The organism is Pseudoalteromonas sp. D15MCD-2 (assembly GCF_038562745.1).
In the GTDB taxonomy this organism is placed as follows: Bacteria; Pseudomonadota; Gammaproteobacteria; order Enterobacterales; family Alteromonadaceae; genus Pseudoalteromonas.
Genome location: NZ_JBCFQE010000001.1, coordinates 3,170,212 through 3,194,009 on the forward strand (window position 1 = coordinate 3,170,212; position 23,798 = coordinate 3,194,009).

Annotated in this window: 20 protein-coding genes; 7 read left to right on the forward strand and 13 right to left on the reverse strand. The window is 41.7% G+C overall.

Annotation, left to right across the window (positions count from 1 at the left end; all coding sequences use genetic code 11):
- Positions 1 to 16: 16 nt before the first annotated feature.
- From aroK to AADY36_RS14595, 6 genes are all read right to left on the reverse strand, one after another.
- A complete protein-coding gene (gene aroK / locus AADY36_RS14570) occupies positions 17 to 535 on the reverse strand; it encodes a shikimate kinase AroK (protein ID WP_036973192.1) in 519 nt (172 codons plus the stop codon).
- Between the two features lie 179 nt (positions 536 to 714).
- Positions 715 to 2,808, reverse strand: coding sequence for a type IV pilus secretin PilQ (locus AADY36_RS14575; protein ID WP_342409125.1), 2,094 nt, complete (start codon positions 2,806 to 2,808; stop codon positions 715 to 717).
- Entirely contained in the window at positions 2,795 to 3,331 is a 537-nt protein-coding gene (locus tag AADY36_RS14580; RefSeq protein ID WP_054563337.1) for a pilus assembly protein PilP, read from the reverse strand. The genes AADY36_RS14575 and AADY36_RS14580 overlap by 14 nt, the downstream gene beginning before the upstream one ends.
- Positions 3,328 to 3,933 (reverse strand): type 4a pilus biogenesis protein PilO, encoded by a 606-nt coding sequence (locus AADY36_RS14585; RefSeq protein WP_054563336.1) that lies wholly within the window; start codon positions 3,931 to 3,933, stop codon positions 3,328 to 3,330. Before AADY36_RS14585 ends, AADY36_RS14580 begins: the two co-directional genes overlap by 4 nt.
- A complete protein-coding gene (locus AADY36_RS14590) occupies positions 3,923 to 4,495 on the reverse strand; it encodes a PilN domain-containing protein (protein WP_055197505.1) in 573 nt (190 codons plus the stop codon). The genes AADY36_RS14585 and AADY36_RS14590 overlap by 11 nt, the downstream gene beginning before the upstream one ends.
- Entirely contained in the window at positions 4,483 to 5,562 is a 1,080-nt protein-coding gene (locus tag AADY36_RS14595; RefSeq protein WP_054563334.1) for a pilus assembly protein PilM, read from the reverse strand. The genes AADY36_RS14590 and AADY36_RS14595 overlap by 13 nt, the downstream gene beginning before the upstream one ends.
- A gap of 132 nt (positions 5,563 to 5,694) precedes the next feature.
- Here AADY36_RS14595 and AADY36_RS14600 point away from each other — a divergent pair, with 132 nt between their 5' ends.
- Positions 5,695 to 8,199, forward strand: a complete 2,505-nt coding sequence (locus AADY36_RS14600; RefSeq protein WP_342409126.1) for a penicillin-binding protein 1A — start codon at positions 5,695 to 5,697, stop codon at positions 8,197 to 8,199.
- Positions 8,200 to 8,282: 83 nt separating this feature from the next.
- Here AADY36_RS14600 and metL read toward each other — a convergent pair whose 3' ends face one another.
- Positions 8,283 to 10,628, reverse strand: coding sequence for a bifunctional aspartate kinase/homoserine dehydrogenase II (metL, locus tag AADY36_RS14605; protein ID WP_342409127.1), 2,346 nt, complete (start codon positions 10,626 to 10,628; stop codon positions 8,283 to 8,285).
- A 5-nt stretch (positions 10,629 to 10,633) separates the two neighbouring features.
- Positions 10,634 to 11,893 carry a cystathionine gamma-synthase gene (metB, locus tag AADY36_RS14610; protein WP_217875067.1) on the reverse strand — a complete coding sequence of 420 codons (1,260 nt, stop codon included), beginning with the start codon at positions 11,891 to 11,893 and terminating at the stop codon, positions 10,634 to 10,636.
- A gap of 224 nt (positions 11,894 to 12,117) precedes the next feature.
- Between metB and metJ the strand changes: the two genes are divergently transcribed.
- Positions 12,118 to 12,438 (forward strand): met regulon transcriptional regulator MetJ, encoded by a 321-nt coding sequence (gene metJ, locus AADY36_RS14615; RefSeq protein ID WP_054563330.1) that lies wholly within the window; start codon positions 12,118 to 12,120, stop codon positions 12,436 to 12,438.
- Positions 12,439 to 12,538: 100 nt separating this feature from the next.
- On the opposite strand, the gene AADY36_RS14620 is transcribed toward metJ, so the two are convergent.
- A complete protein-coding gene (locus AADY36_RS14620) occupies positions 12,539 to 13,780 on the reverse strand; it encodes a malic enzyme-like NAD(P)-binding protein (protein ID WP_054552813.1) in 1,242 nt (413 codons plus the stop codon).
- Positions 13,781 to 14,478: 698 nt separating this feature from the next.
- The gene (gene rpmE, locus AADY36_RS14625; RefSeq protein WP_036973208.1) at positions 14,479 to 14,694 is read right to left on the reverse strand and encodes a 50S ribosomal protein L31; all 216 of its coding nucleotides are present in this window, start codon (positions 14,692 to 14,694) and stop codon (positions 14,479 to 14,481) included.
- 233 nt (positions 14,695 to 14,927) lie between these two features.
- Here rpmE and priA point away from each other — a divergent pair, with 233 nt between their 5' ends.
- The 5 genes from priA (at position 14,928) to AADY36_RS14650 (ending at position 20,036) form a co-directional block, all read left to right on the forward strand.
- A complete protein-coding gene (priA, locus tag AADY36_RS14630) occupies positions 14,928 to 17,108 on the forward strand; it encodes a primosomal protein N' (protein ID WP_342409128.1) in 2,181 nt (726 codons plus the stop codon).
- A gap of 16 nt (positions 17,109 to 17,124) precedes the next feature.
- Entirely contained in the window at positions 17,125 to 17,652 is a 528-nt protein-coding gene (locus tag AADY36_RS14635; RefSeq protein WP_054563328.1) for an SPOR domain-containing protein, read from the forward strand.
- An 80-nt stretch (positions 17,653 to 17,732) separates the two neighbouring features.
- Positions 17,733 to 18,251 (forward strand): ATP-dependent protease subunit HslV, encoded by a 519-nt coding sequence (gene hslV / locus AADY36_RS14640; protein WP_054552816.1) that lies wholly within the window; start codon positions 17,733 to 17,735, stop codon positions 18,249 to 18,251.
- 11 nt (positions 18,252 to 18,262) lie between these two features.
- Positions 18,263 to 19,591, forward strand: a complete 1,329-nt coding sequence (gene hslU / locus AADY36_RS14645; RefSeq protein ID WP_054563327.1) for an HslU--HslV peptidase ATPase subunit — start codon at positions 18,263 to 18,265, stop codon at positions 19,589 to 19,591.
- A 70-nt stretch (positions 19,592 to 19,661) separates the two neighbouring features.
- The gene (locus AADY36_RS14650; RefSeq protein WP_055021375.1) at positions 19,662 to 20,036 is read left to right on the forward strand and encodes a gamma-butyrobetaine hydroxylase-like domain-containing protein; all 375 of its coding nucleotides are present in this window, start codon (positions 19,662 to 19,664) and stop codon (positions 20,034 to 20,036) included.
- 95 nt (positions 20,037 to 20,131) lie between these two features.
- Here the strand turns inward: AADY36_RS14650 and AADY36_RS14655 are convergent, their stop codons facing one another.
- From AADY36_RS14655 to AADY36_RS14665, 3 genes are all read right to left on the reverse strand, one after another.
- The gene (locus AADY36_RS14655) at positions 20,132 to 22,012 is read right to left on the reverse strand and encodes a methyl-accepting chemotaxis protein (protein WP_342409129.1); all 1,881 of its coding nucleotides are present in this window, start codon (positions 22,010 to 22,012) and stop codon (positions 20,132 to 20,134) included.
- A gap of 105 nt (positions 22,013 to 22,117) precedes the next feature.
- Complete coding sequence (locus AADY36_RS14660) at positions 22,118 to 23,167, reverse strand: MJ1255/VC2487 family glycosyltransferase (RefSeq protein WP_342409130.1); 1,050 nt, start codon at positions 23,165 to 23,167, stop codon at positions 22,118 to 22,120.
- A complete protein-coding gene (locus tag AADY36_RS14665) occupies positions 23,164 to 23,700 on the reverse strand; it encodes a phosphatase PAP2 family protein (protein ID WP_055197485.1) in 537 nt (178 codons plus the stop codon). Before AADY36_RS14665 ends, AADY36_RS14660 begins: the two co-directional genes overlap by 4 nt.
- Positions 23,701 to 23,798 lie beyond the last annotated feature (98 nt).

The window sequence follows — 23,798 nt, forward strand, 5'->3', positions numbered from 1 at the left end:
TTTTTATTATTGGTTTTTAAAAATCTAATTTCTCGATGATTTGATTAGCAACAACTTTCGCGCTTTGCTCATCAGTGCGGACAACAAAATCAGCAACTTCTTTGTATAACGGTTCGCGTTCTTCAGCTAAGCGTTCTAATACATCACGCGGTGCTTCTTCTGTTTGCAATAATGGGCGACGCTTGTCGCGCTGCGTGCGTGCAACTTGCTTTTCGATTGGTGTCTCTAGGTATACAACGATACCGCGAGCAGATAGCTTGTTACGCACTTCTTTACTGATCACAGAACCACCACCAGTTGCAAGAACAATACCTTGCATCTCAGTTAGGTCTGAAATTACAGTTTCTTCACGAAGTCGAAAGCCCTCTTCACCCTCAAGATCGAATACCCAAGCAATGTCTGCTCCAGTACGACGCTCGATCTCTTGATCTGAATCGAAAAATTCAAGGTGTAATTGGTCAGCAATGTGACGACCAATTGTGCTTTTGCCAGCCCCCATAGGGCCCACTAGAAATATATTACGTTTCTCAGCCATATCTTTTTAGTACAAACGAACTCTAAAATTTGAAATAAAACCCCGCCTAACGACCTGGCCCCAAAATTAAGGAGGGGATTATCTCAGTAATTGCTTGGGTATTTCAAGTCAATTAGCATAAAAAGCTAGATAACGAGCAATTAAACATGCTAATTGCTCGTTGCTTAAGAAAAAATCACTTAATCGATTTGAATTTTTGGTGTTACAAAGATTAACAGCTCTTTCTTCTCGTTAAATTCACTCGTACTTTTGAACAATACGCCTAAGTAAGGAATATCGCCTAACAGAGGTACTTTCTTAGTTGAGTTAACGATTTGCTGTTGGAAGATACCACCAAGCACCACAGTTTGGCCGTTTTCTACTAATACCTGAGTTTGAATTTCTTGGGTATTAATTGCTACAGCAGAACCTGTTGGTGTTTGTACTGTATCACCACGCGTGTCTTGCGTGATAACGAGATCTAAAATCACTTTGTTATCAGGGGTGATATGTGGCGTTACTTCTAAGCTCAATACTGCTTTTTTGAAGGTTACTGTCGTTGCACCACTTGATGCTGCTTCAACGTAAGGGATCTCAGTACCTTGCTCAATACGGGCTTTTTGTTGGTTAGCCGTCGTAATACGAGGACTTGCGATAATCTCACCACGGTTTTCTTCTTCAAGGGCACTTAACTCTAAATCTAATATAGTGCCGTTAGCTAATTTAGCTACTTGAACACCAATACTACCCGCAGGGCTAGAAACCGGTAAGTTAACATTCAAGCGGTCAGAAATACTTGGGATATTATCGTAAGAGCCAGCACCAAACATGCCACCAGCGCCCTCTAATGTGCCAGAGATAGCACCGTCGCTACCTACATCGCTGATACCCCAGCGCACACCTAAGTCTTCTTGCACATTATCATTCACTGTTACCATACGTGATTCAATCACCACTTGCTTAACAGGAATATCTAAAGTTTCCACCATACGGCGCACGCTTTCGATGCTTTTCGCTGTATCTTTGATAAGTAAGGTATTAGTACGTTTATCAACAGACACACTGCCTCGCGCAGAAATAATGCTGTTGGTGTCTGTTTTCAATAAGTCAGCAAACTCTTCTGCTTTAGCATAGTTAAGGCGGATATATTCACTGTAAAGTGGCTCTAAATCCTCAACTTGCTGTTTTGCCTTAAGCTCTTTTGCTTCACGTGCGGCAAGTTCTTCTGATGGTGCAACCATCAAAATAGTACCGTCCATGCGCTTATCAAGACCTTTAATTTTAAGCACAACATCAAGTGCCTGATCCCAAGGAACTCCATCTAAACGCAATGTGATATTACCTGTAACTGAGTCACTGGTTACTAAGTTAAACTCGTTATAGCCTGCAATAATCTGTAACACAGAGCGAATTGGAATATCTTGGAAATTAAGGCTCATTGGGCGACCTTGATATTCAATACCGCCTTCGAGGTAGGCACGCTGTATATCATCTTTTTCAACAGTTAGCGTAAAGATATTTTCAATTTGTTGGTGAGTAAACTTAAACGCTGCATTTGGCTCAACCACAATGCGCGTCATATTACCTTCTTTGAAGGTTTCGATGTTACTTACAACCGTACCAAAATCCATCACATCTAATTGATACAATAAGTCGTCTAAAATATCAGTGTGGTGGAACTCAGCAATAATTTTGCCGCCACTCTCATGAACATCAATTGCTGCTTGCGTATCTTGTAAAAAAACTAAAAGACGTGCTTCGCCTTTCTCACCACGGCGAAAATCAATCGACTGTACTGTATTAATAAAGTTGCTAGACGCTGTCAGTCCATCCGCTGAATCATCCGTTGCGATTGGGTTATCTGAAACATGCAAAGTAACGATATTGTCTTTCGCCATTGTTTTATAAATTTTTAGCTTATCTAACGTTACAACAACTTTTAAACCGTCTGCGGTCAAGGTGCTGGTTACATGCTGGATACCTGCTTGGTTAACTGGCACATCACGCACTTCATTATCAACACCTACATTGCTGAAAAGCATTTCAATACGAGCTGGGGCGTTATATACCTGAACTTTTGGTTCAAATGTTAGCGCTTCATCAAATACTAGCTGTAATTGTGTTTCGCCTTTCATTAGCGGGTTATAACGTACGTCATACAGTAAAGGGGCAGCGATTGCTGTCTGCGTCAAAATTAAGGCTAATGCAGCTAACATGAATTTATGCATGTGTTTTAACCAAGCCATTCCTTTATGCATCTTCTTTTTACCTTTCATAAGATTAACTTGCACCATTTGTTTCCGCCTCTAACATTTCTAGCTTAGTCAGGCGCTCTTTCCAACAACCAGCCCCATCCGGGATTAATTCTAATAATTCTATATAATTGTCGTGCACTTGTTTAATTTCACCGTGATACAAACCAATATAATTACCTACAGTAACTCGATAAAGCGTATCGTCTGCAGCTTTTATCAGTGCCCACGTATTACCAACACGGCCAATAGTTCCTTGCATAACAAGGTTATCTAGCGGGTACTTTTCAAGTGGTTGACGAACACGATCAGGATCTGGGTGTAAGCAGTTTTTAACTTGCACTAAATTGCTCTGAATAATTTCCGGTTTAGGCGCCACAAATGGACTACGTAATTTTCCGGCATTATAAGCAAAGTGCTCGAATTTAGTGATCTCAGGAATCGGCTCAACTTTAGGTGTTGTACTTGCTTTAACCTGATCAATAAACTCTTTTTGTTCTGAAGTATCATCATTACACGCGCTAAGTACAAGTGTCATCGCAATAATTAAGGGAAGCTTTTTCATTTTTTAGTGCCCCCTTCATAACGATAAGTCTTAGCAACAACACTAAAAGTGAGTTCATTATTGCCGAGAGTTTGAATAGTAAAGTCATGCAAACTTACAATTCGCGGTAACTGAGCAACTTTACCAACAAATTCACCAAATTCATGGTACGTCCCGACGACTTCTATTTTAATTGGCAGCTCTGTATAAAACTCTTTTTCAACTTCAGGTAACCAGCCAATTTTCAAAAACGTCAAACCACTAGTAGTACCAACGTAAGATAAGTCATCTAACAAACCAGGTGTCTCGTTCGAGGTTGGTAAGCGTTTTAAAAGCTGCGAGAACTTATCTTCCATCTCAACCATTTGCTGGCGATAAATCTCTAAATTACTCGCAATAGCATATTTTGCTTTGTATGTTTGGCGTAGCTCGGTTTCTTTGGCTACGGCACTGTGATAACTGGCGATTTCGTCAGAAACTAATAAGCTGTAACTAAAGTATAAAACCAGCGCAGCCACAAACGCACAGCACAGAGCTTTAACAGCAATAGGCCAATCGCCCATGTTTTCAAGCTCAATTTCATTCCAATCTATGTCTGTTAACGCTTTGATATCAAGGTTCATTGCGTGCCTCACCTATCTGATCAAATGGTTTAACGTAAAAATCCATATTAAAGTCACTCAATAATCTTGAGGTTTGTTCACCTGCGACAATACCTTGCATAATAGGTCGTTCTAATAAATATGAGCTCTGAACTTGACGCAGCATGGTAGATAAACGGTTATTTGATTCACTGCGGCCAATTACATGAATGCGGTCATCACGACGTTCAAGTTTCGTTAAATAAACCCCAGCAGGAACAATCTTGGCGACTTCATCCATGATTTGTGTACCTAGGTTACGGTTACTTTGTAGCTCTTCGATTAGACGCATACGCTGTTGTAAGTTTTCTTTTTTCTTATCAAGTTCGTTAATTTCACGAATACGTTGGTTCAATAAAGCTATTTCTGTATTCAAAAAGTTATTTTTTACATTTTGCCCATCGCGTAATCCGCCATAAAAAGAACTTAGTAAATACATACTTAAGAAGCTAACGACAACAACGCCGAATAACACAGTAACGAACTTATTTTGTGAGTCTTTTCTTTGTTGTTCGCGCCAAGGCAGCAGGTTTATATGTGGCATGATGAAAAGCTCCTTAATGCCAATCCTGTGGCTATCGCAAATTGCGTGCGGTGACGCTGCAACATATTGCGATCAATCTTTGGCGAAATTTCAATGTTAGCAAATGGCTCTGCAACAACAGTGTGAATGCCTAGCTCTTCAATTAGGAGCCTATCTAAGCCTTCGATCATGGCTGTGCCGCCAGTCAGAACAATGTAATCAACTTGATCTTTACCACTGGTTGTTAAGAACATCTGCACTGCACGACGAACTTGTTGCAATAATGAAGTTTGGAATGGGGCTAAAACTTCGAAGGTATAATTTGGTGGTAAATCACCTGTAGTTTTACCAATTTCAGCTTCATCAAAGCTTTTGTTGTAATACGCAACAATGCTATTGGTATACTGGTCGCCACCAAATACTTGGTCACGGGTGTAAATTGTTTCACCTTCTTGTACAACGCTAACAAGCATCAGCACAGCACCAATATCAACCACAGCGACACATTTATTGTATGCATCACTAGGTAATTGTTGATAATACACATCCATTGCTCGACTTAGCGCATAAGTTTCTACATCGACAACCGCAGCTTTTAAGTTGGCTGTTTCAAGAGCACCAACTCGCGCTTGCACACTTTCAGTTCGCGCAGCAGAGAGAAGAACATTCACTTTACTTGGATCAGCTTCATTGATGGCAAGTTTTTCAAAATCGATATTTACTTCATCAAGTGGATATGGGATTAAACTATCAGCTTCGATGGCAATTTGTGACTCTAATTCAGCATCTGTTAATGATACATCCATAAAAATCACTTTCGTAATTACAGTTTGACCTGAAACAGCTACTGCTGCGGTTTGCACTGATTTAGGAATTTTTCTTTTTAGTTTAGCGATAACATTACCTATCGCTTCTATGTCTTGAATAGAACGCTCAGACATAGCGCCTTTAGGCATAGGTTCAATAGCTAACGCTTCAAGCCGCAAACCTGCGTCTGTCTCTTGCAACAACACTGCTTTTATACAGTGCGATCCGATGTCGATTCCTACCATCATAGATGAAGGCTTTTTAAATAGCTGACTTAGCATGTTTGCAACTTGGCCTTTGTTTTAATAATAAACAAGTTATAATTTTTATCTGAAAAAATATTATTCATTTTTTAATCAATATATACTAGCAGTCTCCGATTCTAATTGGGAGTCCATTTAGGGAAAATATAAGTGATTTTATTAAAGCGAACTTTACAATTTATTATCATCTGCTCATTTTTAGGACTAATCACTTTAGTTGGTCTATACTATTACGTTAAACCTGATATTCCTAGCGTACAGGTTCTAAAAGACGTTCAATTACAGACACCTATGCAGGTATTCTCACGTGATGGATTATTGATTAACCAATTCGGTGAAAAACGCCGCATTCCCGTTACAATAGATCAAATCCCCCAACCGTTAATCGATGCAATTTTAGCAACAGAAGATAACCGTTTTTACGAGCATATTGGTATCGATCCAATTGGTATCGTCCGTTCAGCCATTGTACTCATATCTACAGGCGAAAAGAAACAAGGCGCAAGTACTATAACCATGCAGCTTGCCCGTAACTTCTTCTTAACTAGAGAAAAAGCATACATTCGTAAGGTCAAAGAGATCTTCATCGCTTTACATATTGAAAGTATATTAAGTAAAGACGAAATCCTCGAATTATATTTAAATAAAATTGAATTAGGTAACCGCGCTTTTGGTATTGGTGCAGCAGCACAAGTTTACTACGGCAAAGACCTCAATGAGCTTACTTTAGCGCAAATGGCGATGATCGCTGGTTTACCTAAGGCTCCTTCAGCCCTTAACCCTATTCGCAACCCTGTACGCGCAAAGGCTCGTCGCAACGTTGTACTAGGCCGTATGTATACCGAAAAGTATATTACACAGAGTGAATACGAAGAGGCTATCAATGCGCCAATTACAGCTAAATTCCATGGTGCAGAAATTGAAGTGTACGCCCCTTATATCTCTGAGATGGTGCGTGCTGAAATGGTTGAACGCTATGGTCATGAGCGTGCTTACAATACTGGTTTTAAAGTTTACACCAGTGTTGATTCAAATATTCAGCAAGCTGCACAAGATGCCATTGTTGATAATCTACACGCTTACGACATGCGTCATGGCTACCGTGGTGCTACGGCTCAGTTATGGGACAGTGAAAACGAAAGTCCACTTAGCCAAGAAGAGATCTTAACTAAATTAAAAGATGTCAAAGAGTTTGGCCCACTATTAGCTGGTGTTGTAACTAATGTCGCTGAGCAATCAATTGATGTGCTATTAAAAAGCGGCGAACAAGTGACGGTTGAGTGGGATGGTCTAAAGTGGGCACGCAAATATATTACCCGTTACCGTCAAAGTTTCGCACCAAAAACGGCTACTGAAATTCTAACTGCTGGTGCACAAATTTGGCTGCGTAAAAATGCAGATGAAAGCTACATCCTTAGCCAAGTGCCAGAAGCATCGAGCGCACTTGTTTCACTTGACCCACAAGATGGTCGTATTAAAGCCATTGTCGGTGGTTACAGCTTTGAACAAAGCCAATACAATCGCGCAGTTCAAGCAAAACGCCAGGTTGGTTCAAACATCAAGCCATTTATTTATTCAGCAGCACTTGAAAACGGCTACACACTCGCTTCAATTCTTAACGATGCACCAATTAATCAATGGGATAAAAGCCAAGGTGTAGCATGGCGCCCTAAGAATAGCCCGGCGGTTTATAATGGCCCTATCCGAATACGCCGTGCACTCGCTCAATCTAAAAACGTAATTTCTGTACGTTTACTACGTGGTGTAGGTCTTGAACGTACTGCAGATCACTTACTTAAGTTTGGTTTTTTAAATAGTGATATTAATCGTAGCGAGTCATTGGCCCTGGGTAGTGCCTCAATCACTCCTCTTGAACTAGCTCGCGGAATGAGTACTTTCGCCAATGGCGGCCACTTAATTACCCCTTACTTTATTTCTGAAATTCAGGATTCTGCTGGTAATGTGTTATTCAAAACAGAGCCAGAACTTGCCTGTGATGAACCTGAGCAGGTTGTTACACCAGAGTTTGCATCATTAGATGATAATCAATTGGATCAGGCACAAAGTGTGAGCACTCCGCGTTGTGCTCCGCGTATCATTTCAAAGCAAAATGCATTCTTAATTTCGCAAGCTATGCACAGCGCAATTTGGGGTGGTGGTAGCTGGACTCACAAAACCGGCTGGAGTGGTACAGGCTGGCGTGCACAAGCACTTGATCGTCGCGATCTAGCAGGTAAAACAGGTACTACTAATGACTCGGTTGATACTTGGTTCAGTGGCTTTAACCGCAATGTGATGACCTCGGTATGGGTTGGTTTTGATAACCCTGGAAAAGCCCTTGGCCGTTCGACCTACAATAGTAACCTCGATAAGTCACAAATCTCTGGTGCGGAATCGGGCGCTAAAACCGCACAACCTGCATGGGTCGACTTTATGCGTGCTGCCCTCGATGGCATGCCAGAAGCACCTATTGAGTTTCCTGAAGGTTTGGTATCGGTTCGTATCGACTTAGCAACAGGTCTTTTAAGCCATAAGAATGACTACACCAGTCGTTTTGAATACTTCATTAAAGGCACAGCACCAACCAAGTACGTACTTGATCAACCAACAGACGTATTTGAAGAAAAGCTCAGTACAGAGGAAGAGTTGTTCTAAATAAGTGAATTGCTATTTTGAAACAATAAAAAAGCGCCCTTGGGGCGCTTTTTGCTTAGCTATTTAAACTAAGATCAGCAAAATTATTTTAGGTTATTTACCAGCCAATATAGGTCTGAGTGCACCCCAGCGGCAGTGACTTCTTTACCCGCTCCAGGGCCTTGGATCACTAATGCATTGTCTGTATACCATTGTGAATTGATCACAAAGATGTTATCGCCCGGTTTAAGGCTTGCTAATACATCATCTTTGCCAACATTAACTAAACCAACTTGCGCCTGTACCTTGCCATCAACGAGTGTGATAGCACCGGTATAGCGCACCACTTTGTCTTCTGCCGCAGCTTGCGCTGCTTTTTCTGTCATAAATTCATCGAGCAGCTGTTTGTTTGCAAGAAAATCTTGCCAGCTTCCTGCTGCAAGCTGTTCAGGCATCAGAGGTGTTAAAGCAATGTCATCTAGCTCTAAATCTAGGCCTAAGTCACGCGCTAAAATTAGTAGTTTACGCTGCATATCTCGGCCAGATAAGTCTTCACGAGGATCTGGCTCTGTATAGCCCATTTGCTGAGCTTGAAGCACTAAATCTGAAAACGGCACGCTACCATCGTAACTGCTACATAACCACGATAAAGTACCCGAGAATACCCCTTCAATACGGTTAATACTGTCACCGCTATTTTGTAAATCAGCTAAAGCAAAGTTAATCGGTAAACCTGCGCCTACACTGGTGTTGTAGCGCCATAGTAGATTTCGCTCAGCTAAATTAGTACGTAAGTTTTGATACCAACTATGCGCGGCAGTACCCGCATATTTGTTTGCACTGATCAAATGACAGTTAAGCTCTACAAAATCAGGATACAACTGACTAAAAGCCTCACTGGCAGTGATATCAATCACTACTTTGTGCTCATAATCTAGCTCATTGATACGTGCTAATAACTCAGCTTTATCGTAGCTTTGCGCTTCATTATGCCACTGCTCTTGCCATGTTTCGGTATTTAAACCACTGGCACTAAAAAGCATTTGTTTAGAGCGTAAAAGAGCTACAACTTTTACCTTGTACTGAGCAGATAAACGAGCAAACTGAGCTTGTAGTTGCGATAAGAATACTTCGCCTACATTACCAAGGCCAGCAACAATAATAGCCAGCTCTTGACCTTTGTTTACAAGCTTGTCATGTAGAAGGGTTAAAACATCACTATCAATTGCCTGATCGTTTAAGATCAACACATAGTTATAGTCTTGTTGTACAAAACGCGGATGAATGCTTTGCTCTTTTAAAAGTGCTGTCGCTTGCTCTGTCAGCGCAATTACATCAGCCGTCGGTGCAACCACTGCACAACCACTTAAATTAGACTCGACAATATTTGCACGGCCCGCTAAGTGGCTTACAACTTGGTGAGTGCTTTGACCTGGCACTAATAAGTAAGTATCGCCATCTTTAGTAAAGTGGTGCAGGCTGTGTTGAATTAACTGACTAAGTTCACCGACTTCACCACTGCTTAGTTTATCAACCCTTAATAAATCGATGTTATCTAAGGTAGTAATAAAACGCTTTGCTTTACTGTAACCTTCTTTTACTACTTCGGTTGGCGTTGCATCACAATCAAAACTACTTCTTACCACCAATTTAATTTCTGTGTCTTTTAACGGCGACAAGGTTTTTGCATGCAATACTGGGTTACCTAAACGCGCTAATAAGTTAGCTTGCTCGCGGCACACCTTGGCATACTTAACTGCATTTTTAACTTTACGAGGGTCAGTACTAAATACACCTTGTGTGTCTGTCCAGATAGACACTTGCTTAGCAAAAGTATAACTCGCTAACAAGGTGGCACTGTAATCACTGCCATTACGGCCTAATGTCACCGTATTACCTTGGCAATCTGCTGCTATAAAACCCGTTACTACGTTGATATGTTTTCTGCTAATCGCATCACTGCATTGCTGTTGGTTTTTTTGATGTAAAAGCTGACCATCATTTAGAGTAAATAACTGCCTTGCATCAACATCTTGCGCATCAACACCTAACTGATTTAGGTAAGCGGCCAATAACCGCGCCGACCACACTTCACCATGAGCAAGTAAAGGTGCTTCAAGTAACAGCTGCTGACTAATTAATTCATTTAATACAGCAAGTTCATCTTTTAACTGTGCCAACGCCTGTTGTTTATTCTGCCCTGTAAGTAGCTGCTCTATAAGCGCACGTTGATTGTTATCAATAAGCAATAGAATATCGCTAACAGCTTGGCTATCTTGCTGCTGGTAACTTTGCCAAAGCTTTACCAGGGTATCGGTTGTTTTACCCGATGCCGACACAACCACGCAATCGCCCTGCTCTGTATTAGCAAGAACAATGTTCGCTACCGCATGGTAACGATCTGCCGAGCTTAAGCTTGAGCCACCAAATTTATGAACAATATTTACCATTTCTTCTACCACAATGCCGTATGTGCTGGCGTTAACTTAAATGACGCGTTTTGCTGTGTATCTTGCTGTGTTAGCTTAGCTTCAGCTTTTGTAACTTGTTGGCCTTGACCTGGTTTTACTAAATTGAAAACACGGTCTAAATCTGCAATGAGATCTTTTACGTCTTCAATACCTACAGAAATACGGATCAGCGTATCGCCTACACCGGCTTCAAGGCGCGCTTTAGGCTCCATACCTGCGTGGGTCATTGTTGCAGGGTGACAAATCAAGCTTTCTACCCCACCTAACGACTCAGCAAGGCTGAAGTCTTTAAGGCTTGTTAAAAACGCTGCTGCATCGTTGATATCGCCTTTAATATCAAAGCTCACCATGCCACCAAAGCCACGTTGCTGTGCTTTAGCAAGCTCATGTTGTGGGTGAGAAGCAAGGCCTGGATAATAAACTTGGCTTACATAAGGTGAGCTTTCTAAATACTCAGCAATGGCAAAGGCATTTTCTTGGTGCTGCTTTAGGCGTACATTTAAAGTACGTAAACCACGAAGCGTTAAGTAGCTGTCAAATGGTGCACCAGTAATACCGATATTATTCGCCCACCAAGCAAGCTCGTCGCCTAGCTCTTGCGTTGCAGCAATCACTGCACCGCCCACTACATCAGAGTGACCATTGATGTATTTAGTTGTTGAGTGCACAACAATATCAACACCAAACTCAATTGGGTTTTGTAATGCAGGTGATAAGAAGGTGTTGTCAGCCGCAACCAAAGCACCACACTGCTTAGCAATACTAGTAATTGCTTTAATATCTGTTAAACGCAAGATTGGGTTACTTGGCGTTTCAATCCAAATCAACTTGGGTTTAATCGCTAAAATTTCTTGGAGATTTTCAGTTTTAGTTAAATCCAAAACTTTTAGTTTTAACAGGCCACGTTTTTCAAGCGAGGTGAATAAACGGTAACTACCGCCATAACAGTCATGTGGGATCACTAACGTATCGTCACTGTTTAATAGCTGAGTGGCTAAATGCACTGCAGACATACCTGTTGCAGTTATAATACCTCTAGCACCACCTTCAAGCTCTGCTAAGGTTTCAGCTAAGATATCGCGATTTGGATTACCGCTGCGACCATAGTCATACTGGCGCTTAGTATCAAAATCAGCAAACGAATAGGTGGTTGATAAGTAAATTGGCGGTACAACCGCACCATGATGTTTATCGGCTTCGATGCCGTGACGAACAGCAATCGTCGCTTTATTTTTTTCGCTCATTTCATCACCTATTCTTAAATTGGATGTTTAGACGTCTAAAAGGTTAGATGATCAAATATGAGAAGTCAAAGCATTTATGGCTTATACATAGAAGTTTATACATTTACACCACTAGATGGCTAAATAACTAGTATTTGACTATCTTTTTTAAAGAGATAGAATTTCCGCATCTTGCGCTGTGAATAAGGCGTAAATCACTGACAACCGAGGCAACGAAACAACTTATGGCTAAATGGAACGGTGAATACATTCACCCATATGCAGAACACGGTAAAAAATCAGAACAAGTAAAAAAGATTACCGTATCGATCCCACTCAACGTATTAAAAGTATTAACTGACGAGCGTACACGCCGCCAGATCAATAACCTGCGTCATGCGACGAACAGTGAGTTATTGTGTGAAGCTTTCTTACATGCTTTTACAGGTCAACCATTACCAAATGATGACGACCTACGTAAAGACAACCCTGAAAAGGTACCTGAAGAAGTTAAAAAAATTATGCAAGAAATGGGATTAGATATCCCAGTGCTTGATTCAGAATAAGTATTTCGGCCATCGGATCACCGCCGATAATCGCAGATATAAAAAAACTCAGCCTAGGCTGAGTTTTTTATTGCGCGATATACCTAATAGCTAATTAAGCTTAACGCATGTAATCTTCTGGCATGTCGATTTGCGCCACACCCGACTCTACTGCTGCTTCAGCAACAGCACGTGCAATACGTGGTAATAAACGCGGATCCATAGGCTTAGGAATGATGTACTCGGCACCAAACTCAAGTGACTCAACGCCAGCTGCTTTTAATACTTCACTTGGTACAGGCTCTTTCGCGATACCACGAATTGCGTGAACTGCAGCAATTTTCATTTCATCATTAATTGCCGTTGCACGAACATCTAACGCACCACGGAAAATAAATGGGAAACAAAGCACGTTATTTACTTGGTTAGGGAAATCTGAACGACCCGTTGCCATAATTAAATCGTTACGCGCACTGTGTGCAACTTCTGGAGCAATCTCAGGATCTGGGTTTGAGCATGCAAACACGACTGGCTTATCAGCCATCAGCTTAAGATCATCTGCTGTTAACAGGTTAGGACCTGATACACCAACGAATACGTCAGCATCAGCAATAACATCTTGTAATGTACGCTTATCGGTATTGTTAGCAAATAATTGCTTATACTCGTTTAAGTCATCACGACGTGTATGGATCACACCTTTACGGTCAAGCATATAAATGTGTTCACGTAGTGCGCCACACTTAATTAAAAGCTCCATACAAGCCACAGCAGCAGCACCGGCACCTAAACATACGATGATGGCATCTTCGATGTCTTTACCTTGCACTTCAAGGGCGTTAAGCATACCAGCAGCAGTTACAATAGCTGTACCATGTTGGTCATCGTGGAAAACTGGAATATCACAGCGCTCGATAAGCGCTTTTTCGATTTCAAAACACTCTGGCGCTTTAATATCTTCAAGGTTGATACCACCAAACGTATCAGCGATGTTAGCAACCGTATTAATGAAATCTTCTGTTGTGCGGTGTTTAACTTCAATATCAATTGAGTCAAGGCCAGCAAAACGTTTAAATAGTAACGCTTTACCTTCCATTACAGGTTTTGATGCAAGCGGACCTAAGTTACCTAAACCTAAAATTGCGGTACCGTTTGAAATAACCGCAACCATGTTACCTTTGCCTGTATATTTATAGGCATTTGCTGGATCAGCAGCAATTTCACGGACTGGTTCAGCCACACCTGGGCTATAAGCTAAAGCGAGATCGTTAACCGTTTCGGCTGGCTTGGTTAGTTCAACACTAATTTTACCTGGAACGGGGTGAGCGTGGTAATGTAATGCTTGTTCACGAAAATCTGACATAACGCGATAGTATCCTGCAAAAAGTTAAAAAGTGAGAGAGCTTGCATCAGTACGATACCTGTAATGTATAAAAATTCCAAGTATTATCAGGTCTATCCTGTTATATGCTATATCGCTTAATTTTAAAGGATTTTCCAACAATTTCTGCGCATAGTTGCGATTAATCAGACATAAAAATTCACCTATTTATGACCTTTTAAGCACGTGTTTTTGTATTTTATACGCACGTACACTGCAATTAGCCGAAATTAGCCCAAAACCACCTTTTCTACGAAGTTCACAGCATTTACTCACAAAGTTATTTAAATTTATTATTTTTAATAACTTTTATGAAAGTTTATACAAACAAGAATATAGCCAAGGGGTGGCACTTTGTCTGCAAAATTAGCGACATAATGGGCATAACAACCAGAAATAGTTATGCAAGATACATAAATGAAGATGATAAGTAAGTGGCAGCGTTATACCAATTCGCTTAATTAAGTGATCTATTTTGAGGCAATAAAACCTCGTTGATAGCAAGGCAAAAATTTCGCTATTTAGTTGTTCTAAATCAGAAATTTTTAACGCAGATAGCGACAGGTTTAATCCCTCAAAATGATTAAGTATTATTGCGGATTGATATCAATAATGAGTTTTGTGAATTTTAGGCATAAAAAAAGCACCCTAAGGTGCTTTCTTTAACTAAACAGCAGAGATTACTTCTTGCTGCTAAGTGCACCGAAGCGCTTGTTGAAACGATCAACACGGCCGCCAGTGTCTAAAATCTTTTGCTTACCAGTGTAAAACGGGTGACACTCAGAACATACGTCTAAGTGGATGTCTTTACAAAGAGTTGAGCTAGTTTCGAATTTGTTACCACATGAACAAGTTGCAGTGATAGCTTCGTACTTAGGGTGAATACCTTCTTTCATAGGGAACCTCTAGTTAAGGCCGTATCGCTCTCCAAACCCGAAGTCTGGCACCATACGCAGTTAATACAATTAATAGGCCGCGTATTTTATAGCTCAAGAAGCCTTACGACAAGCTTTAAATACATCTTTCGCTAAAAAAATAACCAAGTGGCGTGTTGTTCAGTATTTGTTGGTAGGTTTTTAACTGCAATTTTAGTACATTATCTTTCTATCATTGTTTCAGTTGAGTTGTTATGCACTTTGTAGAAGTTGCCATAAAAGTCCCTTTACAGCGTACCTTCGATTATAAAGTTGAACAGCTGCTGCATAGCCCTGAGTTAAAGCCAGGTATGCGCGTTCGCGTGCCATTTGGTAGCCAAAAAAAGGTTGCCGTGGTCTTGGCTCTTAAAACATCAACCGATGTTCCCGCTGACAAAATAAAGCCGATTATTGATGTTATAGACGACACGCCAGTTTTATCTGAGCAACACTTAGCATTACTAAAATTCACAGCACGCTACTACTGTTACCCATTGGGCGAGACCATTCATACGGCACTTCCGGCTGCATTAAGGCAAGGCGAATGCCCAGATAAAACCAGCATTAACATGGTTGAGCTGACCGATAAAGGTGCAAAGCTGCCGTCGCTGAAAGCAAAAACCCAGTTAAATTTATTAAAACAGCTAGCCGAATCGGGCAAATCATCGCTTACAGAATTAAAAGCACTCGGATTTACCAAAAAAACCATCGACAGTCTGCTCGATAAAGAACTGATCACTCAGTTTATTGAACATGATAACCAATGGCAGCAACGCGCGCCGACTGTTGGTAGCAAGCCAGTGCTTAATAAGGAGCAAGCTGTTGCCTGCACCAGCATTAACCAAGCTCGTGGCTTTACCAGCTTTTTGCTTGAAGGGGTTACCGGAAGTGGTAAAACCGAAGTGTATTTGCAATGCCTAGAAGAAGTACTCAAAAAAGGTCAGCAAGCCTTAGTATTAGTGCCTGAAATTGGCTTAACACCCCAAACAGTCAACCGTTTTCGTCGTCGCTTTCCTGATACTCCGATTATGCTATGGCACTCAGCACTAACAGATAACGAACGCTTACAGACCTGGCGTTTTTGTGAAAAAGGCAGCTGCGCTATAGTGATCGGCACACGCTCAAGTATTTTCTTACCTTTTTTATCACTTGGCATGATCATCGTTGATGAAGAGCACGACAGCTCGTTTAAGCAACAAGATACATTGCGCTATCATGCTAGAGACCTAGCCGCTTATAGAGCATACCAACATAATATTCCGCTCGTTCTAGGCAGTGCCACACCGGCACTTGAGACCTTACATAAAGCAATTAATAACAAATATCAGCTGTTGAGCCTTACTGAGCGCGCTCAAACCAGCACCGATAACCAGTTTCAATTAATGGACATGAAAGGCCAGCCTGAGCAAGCAGGGATTGCCCATGCTAGCCTTGCCTATATGCGCCAGCATTTAGAACGTGGCAAGCAAGTGATGGTATTTTTAAACCGTCGTGGTTTTTCGCCTACCCTCATATGCCATGAGTGTGGATGGCTAAGTGAGTGCTCACGTTGTAGCACCAGTGCAACCTTTCATAAAGCCATTGGCCAGATGATTTGTCACCACTGTGGTGAACAACATCACGTGCCCCACCAATGCCCTGATTGCGGCAGCACGCAGATTTTTCCAAATGGCAAAGGCACTGAACAAATCGAAGAGTTTTTAACACAAACCTTCCCTGATATTCCAATTAGTCGTATCGACCGAGATTCAACTCGTCGTAAAGGCAGCTTAGAAAAAGCGCTTGATGATATTAACCAAGGCGGTGCGCGCATCTTAGTTGGCACGCAAATGTTGGCAAAAGGCCACCACTTTGCCGATGTTAGCCTTGTTTTAATCCTAGATGTCGACAGTGGATTATATTCGTGTGATTTTCGCGCCACAGAGCACTTAGCGCAACTGGTTACGCAAGTGGCAGGCCGTGCTGGTCGCAGTGGAGAACCTGGGCAAGTATTATTACAAACTCACTTTCCTGAGCACTCGCTACTGCAAGACTTAGTTAATAATGGTTATCAAGATTTTGCCCGTTACGCACTCACAGAGCGAGAAGACGCGCAGCTTCCGCCAATCACAAATATGGCTATGGTTCGTGCCGAAGGACATAACATAAATCAAGTGATGGATTTTTTAACTGATTTGGTTCCTGTCCAGAACGTATCTGGTATACAATTGCTCGGTCCGATACCTGCACCACTGGAACGTGTAGCAGGTAAATATCGCTTTCAGTTACATATTCAGGCGCAGGAACGCTCCCACTTACACCAATATTTAGCGCAAATGGTCGACTATATAAGTACCAGTAAATTAGCGCAAAAGGTGCGTTGGAGCTTAGATGTTGATCCTATAGATATGATTTAAAGGCCAATTAAGAGTCATGGCACAACACGATTACATAAATAAAAAACCAGCAAATCGAAATAATAAAAAACAAGCCCCGGCGAAAAAGCCCTTCCCTATTATTCTTGTTTTAATTGCGCTTATCTTAGTAGGCGGGTTTGGTTACGGCCTATGGTATATCAAACATAATGCTGATCCTGAGTTAGTAGAACAGCAAGCAAACCCGACTAAAAAAGAAGAAGTAGTTATTCCACCACCTAAGACACCTGAATTTATCAAAGAGATTAAAGAGCACGAAGTTCAGGTTGAAGTAAAAGAGATTGAACAAAAAGGCCCATATGTAATGCAATGCGGCTCTTTTAGAACATTAGAGCAAGCACAAACATTAAAAGCTAAAATCGCTTTTGCCGGCTTAGTGGCCGAAGTTAAGAAAACACAGGGCAGCAATGGTGTTTGGTATAAAGTGCGCTTAGGCCCATACGAAACCAAACGTTTAGCCGAAAGTGACAAGAATAAACTTAAACGCATCAAAATAATGGGCTGCGGAATTTGGCTTTGGACTTGATTTTAGTTCATTCACCCATATAAACACCTCATCAATCGCTTTTTACGAGCGGCCTTGCCGCTCGATGATGAGGAATAATCATGACCACTATTGTAAGTGTACGCCGCGACGACAAGGTCGTTATTGGTGGCGACGGCCAAGTTTCGCTTGGTAACACCGTAATGAAGGGCAACGCCCGCAAAGTTCGACGTCTTTATAATGGCAAAGTAATCGCTGGTTTCGCTGGCGGTACTGCTGATGCCTTCACCCTTTTCGAACGATTTGAAAGCAAACTAGAAATGCACCAAGGCAACTTAACCAAAGCTGCCGTAGAAATGGCCAAAGATTGGCGTAGTGATCGCGCACTTAGAAAGCTCGAAGCACTATTAGCAGTTGCAGACGAAACTGCTTCATTAATTATCACAGGTAACGGTGATGTTGTGCAGCCAGAAAACGACCTAATTGCGATTGGCAGTGGTGGTAACTTCGCGCAATCAGCAGCCACAGCGCTACTAGAAAACACCGACCTAAGTGCACGTGACATTGTAGAGAAAAGCCTTACTATTGCAGGCAACATCTGCGTATTCACGAATAATTTCCAAACTATTGAAGAATTGTAATAGGAACTGCCATGTCTGAGATGACGCCAAGAGAAATCGTTCACGAGCTTGATCAACATATTATTGGCCAAGCTAAAGCTAAAAAAGCAGTTTCAATCGCGCTACGTAACCGCTGGCGCCGTATGCAACTGAGCGATGATTTACGTAGTGAAGTAACACCAAAAAACATTTTAATGATTGGCCCAACAGGTGTGGGTAAAACTGAAATTGCTCGCCGCCTAGCTAAACTTGCTAATGCGCCTTTTATTAAAGTTGAAGCAACAAAGTTCACCGAAGTGGGCTATGTTGGTAAAGAAGTTGAAACGATCATCCGCGATTTAGTTGATATCTCAATTAAAATGACGCGTGAACAGCAAACCAAAAAATTCAAACATCGCGCTGAAGAAGCGGCAGAAGAGCGTATTTTAGATGCTCTTTTACCACCAGCACGCGATACCTTTGGTGAGTCAAAAACAGAAGAGAACTCTTCTACTCGCCAATCTTTCCGTAAAAAATTACGTGAAGGTCAGTTAGACGATAAAGAAATTGATATCGATGTTGCACAAGCTCAACCTAATGTTGAGATCATGGCTCCTCCTGGTATGGAAGAAATGACCAACCAGCTTCAGAGCATGTTCCAAAACATGGGTGGCGATAAGCGCAGCAACCGTAAGCTAAAAATCAAAGAAGCATTTAAGCTATTGGTTGAAGAAGAAGCAGCAAAACTTGTTAACCCTGAAGAGTTAAAAGAGCAAGCTATCTTCGCAGTAGAGCAAAACGGTATCGTGTTTATCGATGAGATCGATAAAATCTGTAAACGTGGTGAAGCATCTGGCCCAGATGTTAGCCGCGAAGGTGTACAGCGCGACTTACTACCATTAATCGAAGGTTCAACAGTAAGCACTAAACATGGCATGGTTAAAACTGACCACATGTTATTTATCGCATCTGGCGCATTCCAAATGTCTAAACCATCAGATATGATCCCAGAGCTGCAAGGCCGTTTACCAATTCGCGTTGAGCTTGAAGCACTAAGTGCTGATGACTTTAAACGTATCTTAACTGAGCCTCATGCTTCATTAACTGAGCAACAACGTGAGCTGTTAAAAACAGAGCAAGTTGACGTTGAGTTTACTGATGATGCCATTGAACGTATCGCGAAAGCGGCTTGGCAAGTAAATGAGAAAACCGAAAACATCGGTGCCCGTCGCTTGCACACAGTGATGGAAAAACTAATGGAAGAAATTTCATTTGATGCTTCAGAAAAAGCTGGTTCAACACTAACAATTGATGCCAATTACGTTGAGCAGCATTTAGGTGCACTTGTTGAAGATGAAGACTTAAGTCGCTTCATTCTTTAATCAACAAATTAGCGTTATAATTAAAAGCCTCCTGTTGGAGGCTTTTTAGTTTATATAAGGTAAGGCTCACATGAAAGAAGTCACTAAAGTGCATTATCACAGCGTTAGCAAAGTATTAGATGTTCATTTTGATGATCAGACTATTGCTCAATTTAGTGCTGAATTTTTGCGTGTTCACTCACCTTCTGCTGAAGTACAAGGTCATGGCAATGAACCAATGAAACTCGTACTTGGTAAGCAACAAGTAGGAATTAGCAAAATTGAGCCGGTTGGTCATTATGCGATTCGACTGGTATTTAGCGATAATCATAATAGCGGTTTATTCAGCTGGCACTATTTAAGTGAGCTGCAAGCTAACCATGATGAGCTTTGGCAGCAATACCAAACGAGAGTCTCTGAGCACGAAGCAAGTAAAGACAGCGTGCCTATTAAGTTTGTGCCTTAATACCTATCAAAATGCCTCGATAAAGCACACCTAAAAACAAAAAAGCGCGATGACGAAACCGTCACCGCGCTTTTGTTTTTCAACAGACTAATTCATTAAACTTTAAACTTATCGATTGCCTGATAAAGCACACGTGCTTGCTCAGACACCTCTTCGCTGGTTTGCGCATTAGTCGCCGCGTGGCCCGATGCCTCTTGAGCGATATCACGAATGCGTACCACGTTTTTATTCACCTCAGAAGCCACTTGGCTTTGCTCATCAATTGCGGTGGCAATGTGAGTACTCATATCCATTATGGTTTGTACATCTTCGGTGATTGAGCGAAGCAACTCACCAGCTTTACTTGCCTGTGCTGCACTTTCGCCACCTTGCGTACGACATTGCTGCATAATGCTCACCACTTCTTGCGTACGCCCTTGTAAGGTCGAAATAATGCTCTCGATCTCTTGCGTTGAATCTTGGGTACGTTGCGCAAGTGAGCGAACTTCATCTGCTACTACCGCAAAGCCACGGCCTTGTTCACCGGCACGCGCCGCTTCAATGGCTGCATTGAGTGCCAGTAAGTTTGTTTGCTCAGCAATGCCACGAATAACATCAAGTACAGAGCCAATGGTTTCAGCGTCTTTTTCTAACTGCGACACCACGCTTGACGCATTACCGAGTGAATCAGATAAGTGGTTTATTTGCACCACAGTAGACTCAACCTCAGAGCGGCCTTGCTGCGCACTTACGTTAGTCGACTCAGCTTTTTTCGCTGCTGCTTCAGTATTGTGTGAGATATCTTGAATCGTCGCCTGCATTTCGGTGGCAGCTGTGGCAACCATATCAGCTTCGTGAAGCTGCTCTTGCATACCTGAGCTAGTTGCTGCAGTCGTTTCAGATAAATGTTCTGTTGCCACGTTAAGAGTACTTAGCGCTGTATTTACCTCGTAAATCAGCTTTTTAAAATCACTGATCAAGCTATTAAAGTCGATCGTCATTGTGGTGATTTCGTCTTTACCTGATTGAGTAATCGACATACTTAAGTCGTTATTGCGACGAATTTCGTTAATCGTGTGGTACACACGTTCGATAGGCTGAATAATTGAGCGGCTAGTAAAGTAAACTAATAGCATCACTAAAATGCTCGCAATAATAAACACAAGAATGGCAATCAACTGCGCACTAGCAGCACTAGATTCTACAAACTCTTTAGTTTGTGTGGTCAGTTGGCTGACAATTGCATCACTAAGCTCAACACTGCGTTTCATCTCACCGAGTGCCCCTGACTCTAAATCAAGGCCCAAGGCAACTTGTGCATCAACTAAGGCTTTAAATTTACTTTGATAAGTCGTAAGCAAACTAAGTAATTGGTTTTCGTAATTTGCATCGAACCCAGCGTTTTTAACCTCTGATCTAAAGCTAGCAACTAAATCATCAAACTTGCCCATATACTTTAAATCAAAGCGCAGCATAAAGTCTTTTTCTGCACGGCGAAGCTGTAGCATTAAAGCCAGTAATTTATAGTTTTCGCGCTCACTTAATAATGTTTCTACTTGATGCACTGCACCACGTAAATCACCATAAAGTGCATCTTTAGGGTGTAAACCTATTTTCTTTTGTAGTACCACAACTTCATTGAAGTCATCGTAATAAGTTTTCGCAAGACGTCTAAATTCAATGAGCTTAGATGAGTCCATCGACAAATCTTTCACTAACTCGTCTAGTCGCGCCATTTTATTTTTTAGCTGCGAATACTCTTTTTCAAAAAGCTCAAGGCTATCGACATCTTTGTAAAACAAAAAGTTTTTTTCATGTTTACGCATCGCAAGTTCATGAATGTCGAGCTCCTCCGCATTTTGAATTGTTTCGTTGAGCTTTAGCATCATGCGCGACTCAAAGATAATTACACACAGCATCACAATCATTGCAAGACCAACAACGAGCGCGTTTAACTGTAAACGACGCTTAATAGTTAAGTTTTGTAATACATTCATTCAAAGTGCCTTATAGAAACATGCATTTAAAGTATAGCTAAACTATTTAAAGCAGCTAATAAAAAGTGGTTAAACTTGCCGCGCATTTTCCAATATAAGGTACTTTTAAACAATCAGTTTTTGTTCTAAATCAACCTGTTGCCATAGATGTTTATGCAATTTATCCAGCTTTTCCCATTGTTTTTTTTGCAACCAATCAACCAAAGGTGCTGGATCGCTCGGAAAATTCAGTTTTTTGTTCTGTGGCGATTGCAACCAATCATCCATCGCATTGGGGTTTAAATAGCTCATGACATGGGCTGCTCCCATCGACAATAGCGTCTGTGCATTAATCCCCTGCTCAAATTGTTTTCCAAGTGGTTTTAACAATAACTTTTTACCAAGTTGCAATGCTTCACTTGCAAGTTCAAATCCGGCGTTACCAATCACGCCGCCAGCATTGGCCAGATCATTTAAAAACCCAACACGTGAAGGCGCTCTTAGATGAATATTACCGATTGAGCAATCCTGCGCATCTGGGTGATAACAGTAAAACTCACGTTCAGGAAAGTCTTTGAGGTAGTCGACCACACTGTCTAAACTTTCAAAAGGCAAATACACCAACACCTTATTTTCGACCATCACCGGGTTATCATGGTGATGATTAGCAATAAATGGCGGAATGATGTTTTCTGCATAAGGCTGCCAATGCACCCCTAAATAAACGCTCGCTGGCGCATAGTTACGGATCAGCGCACGACGAAAGAAAGCTCGGCCAAACATCGGCACTTTATCAGATAAAAACGCCGCTTGGTGGCTCATACCAATAACGGGGACACCTTGCTGTTTAGCAGCCCACGCTGTAATCGGCTCAAAGTCATTAAACACCAAATCATAGTGACGTAAATCAAGGTTTTTTATATCTTTTAAAAGCTGCAGCGGGCGCGCATTTTTTAATGTTTTAAAGCTATCAACCTGCCCCGACTTGCTGGTAAACGACAAGCCTCGAAAAGCTCGGTATTCGGCAAAATCGTCCATATCAAAGTAGTCTTGCTCTTTACGACCCGAAAACACATAGTCAACATCGACTCCCAATGCTTTAAAGGTCGTTGCCATTACTCGTGCGCGAGTAATATGGCCATTACCCGTACCTTGAATACCGTACAAAATTCTCATATAGACTCCACCACCATTACAGCTAATACCGCACAACTTGAACCCATCACAGCGCCAATCACCACATCAGCTGGGTAATGCACACCAATAATCACTCTAGATGCCGCGACCCCTGATGCCCACATCAGCCAAAGCACAGCAAATTCAGGAAAATAGATAGTTAAAATAGTCGCCACCACAAATGCCCCAGCACTATGCCCCGACGGTAAGCTAAATTGGTCACTCGGCACCAAATACGCGCCTTGCACTAAACAGTCGCAGGGCCTGACCCGCGCGATGCGCTTTTTAGCTAAAAAGTAAATAGGCCGCTCAATGGCAAAACCCACTAATATACTCATCGCCAGCTGTTGAAAGTGCAGCTGCTCGGTGAACCACCAAAAACCAAGAAACAACACCACGTAAAGTCCGCCATCACCGCTTTTAGAGAACCCAAGCGCTGATCTTCTAAGCCAAACTGGCGAAGCGTCATTGAATACACTTAAAAACAGCTGTTCATCCACTTTTGCCAATTTAGTAAGTATGTTGTTTGCCATGGTGAGCTCCTTGTCATACTTTGCGTCTAATTTTTATACTCATCTCAGCTTAGGCGCTAAAAATAACAATTAGGTGACGCTTTTGAGACACTAATGTT

Coding starts and splice junctions, on each gene's coding strand:
- aroK (WP_036973192.1), bottom strand. CDS start 535: ATGGCTGAGAAACGTAATATATTTCTAGTGGGCCCTATGGGGGCTGGC.
- AADY36_RS14575 (WP_342409125.1), bottom strand. CDS start 2,808: ATGGTGCAAGTTAATCTTATGAAAGGTAAAAAGAAGATGCATAAAGGA.
- AADY36_RS14580 (WP_054563337.1), bottom strand. CDS start 3,331: ATGAAAAAGCTTCCCTTAATTATTGCGATGACACTTGTACTTAGCGCG.
- AADY36_RS14585 (WP_054563336.1), bottom strand. CDS start 3,933: ATGAACCTTGATATCAAAGCGTTAACAGACATAGATTGGAATGAAATT.
- AADY36_RS14590 (WP_055197505.1), bottom strand. CDS start 4,495: ATGCCACATATAAACCTGCTGCCTTGGCGCGAACAACAAAGAAAAGAC.
- AADY36_RS14595 (WP_054563334.1), bottom strand. CDS start 5,562: ATGCTAAGTCAGCTATTTAAAAAGCCTTCATCTATGATGGTAGGAATC.
- metL (WP_342409127.1), bottom strand. CDS start 10,628: ATGGTAAATATTGTTCATAAATTTGGTGGCTCAAGCTTAAGCTCGGCA.
- metB (WP_217875067.1), bottom strand. CDS start 11,893: ATGAGCGAAAAAAATAAAGCGACGATTGCTGTTCGTCACGGCATCGAA.
- metJ (WP_054563330.1), top strand. CDS start 12,118: ATGGCTAAATGGAACGGTGAATACATTCACCCATATGCAGAACACGGT.
- AADY36_RS14620 (WP_054552813.1), bottom strand. CDS start 13,780: ATGTCAGATTTTCGTGAACAAGCATTACATTACCACGCTCACCCCGTT.
- rpmE (WP_036973208.1), bottom strand. CDS start 14,694: ATGAAAGAAGGTATTCACCCTAAGTACGAAGCTATCACTGCAACTTGT.
- priA (WP_342409128.1), top strand. CDS start 14,928: ATGCACTTTGTAGAAGTTGCCATAAAAGTCCCTTTACAGCGTACCTTC.
- AADY36_RS14635 (WP_054563328.1), top strand. CDS start 17,125: ATGGCACAACACGATTACATAAATAAAAAACCAGCAAATCGAAATAAT.
- hslV (WP_054552816.1), top strand. CDS start 17,733: ATGACCACTATTGTAAGTGTACGCCGCGACGACAAGGTCGTTATTGGT.
- hslU (WP_054563327.1), top strand. CDS start 18,263: ATGTCTGAGATGACGCCAAGAGAAATCGTTCACGAGCTTGATCAACAT.
- AADY36_RS14650 (WP_055021375.1), top strand. CDS start 19,662: ATGAAAGAAGTCACTAAAGTGCATTATCACAGCGTTAGCAAAGTATTA.
- AADY36_RS14655 (WP_342409129.1), bottom strand. CDS start 22,012: ATGAATGTATTACAAAACTTAACTATTAAGCGTCGTTTACAGTTAAAC.
- AADY36_RS14660 (WP_342409130.1), bottom strand. CDS start 23,167: ATGAGAATTTTGTACGGTATTCAAGGTACGGGTAATGGCCATATTACT.
- AADY36_RS14665 (WP_055197485.1), bottom strand. CDS start 23,700: ATGGCAAACAACATACTTACTAAATTGGCAAAAGTGGATGAACAGCTG.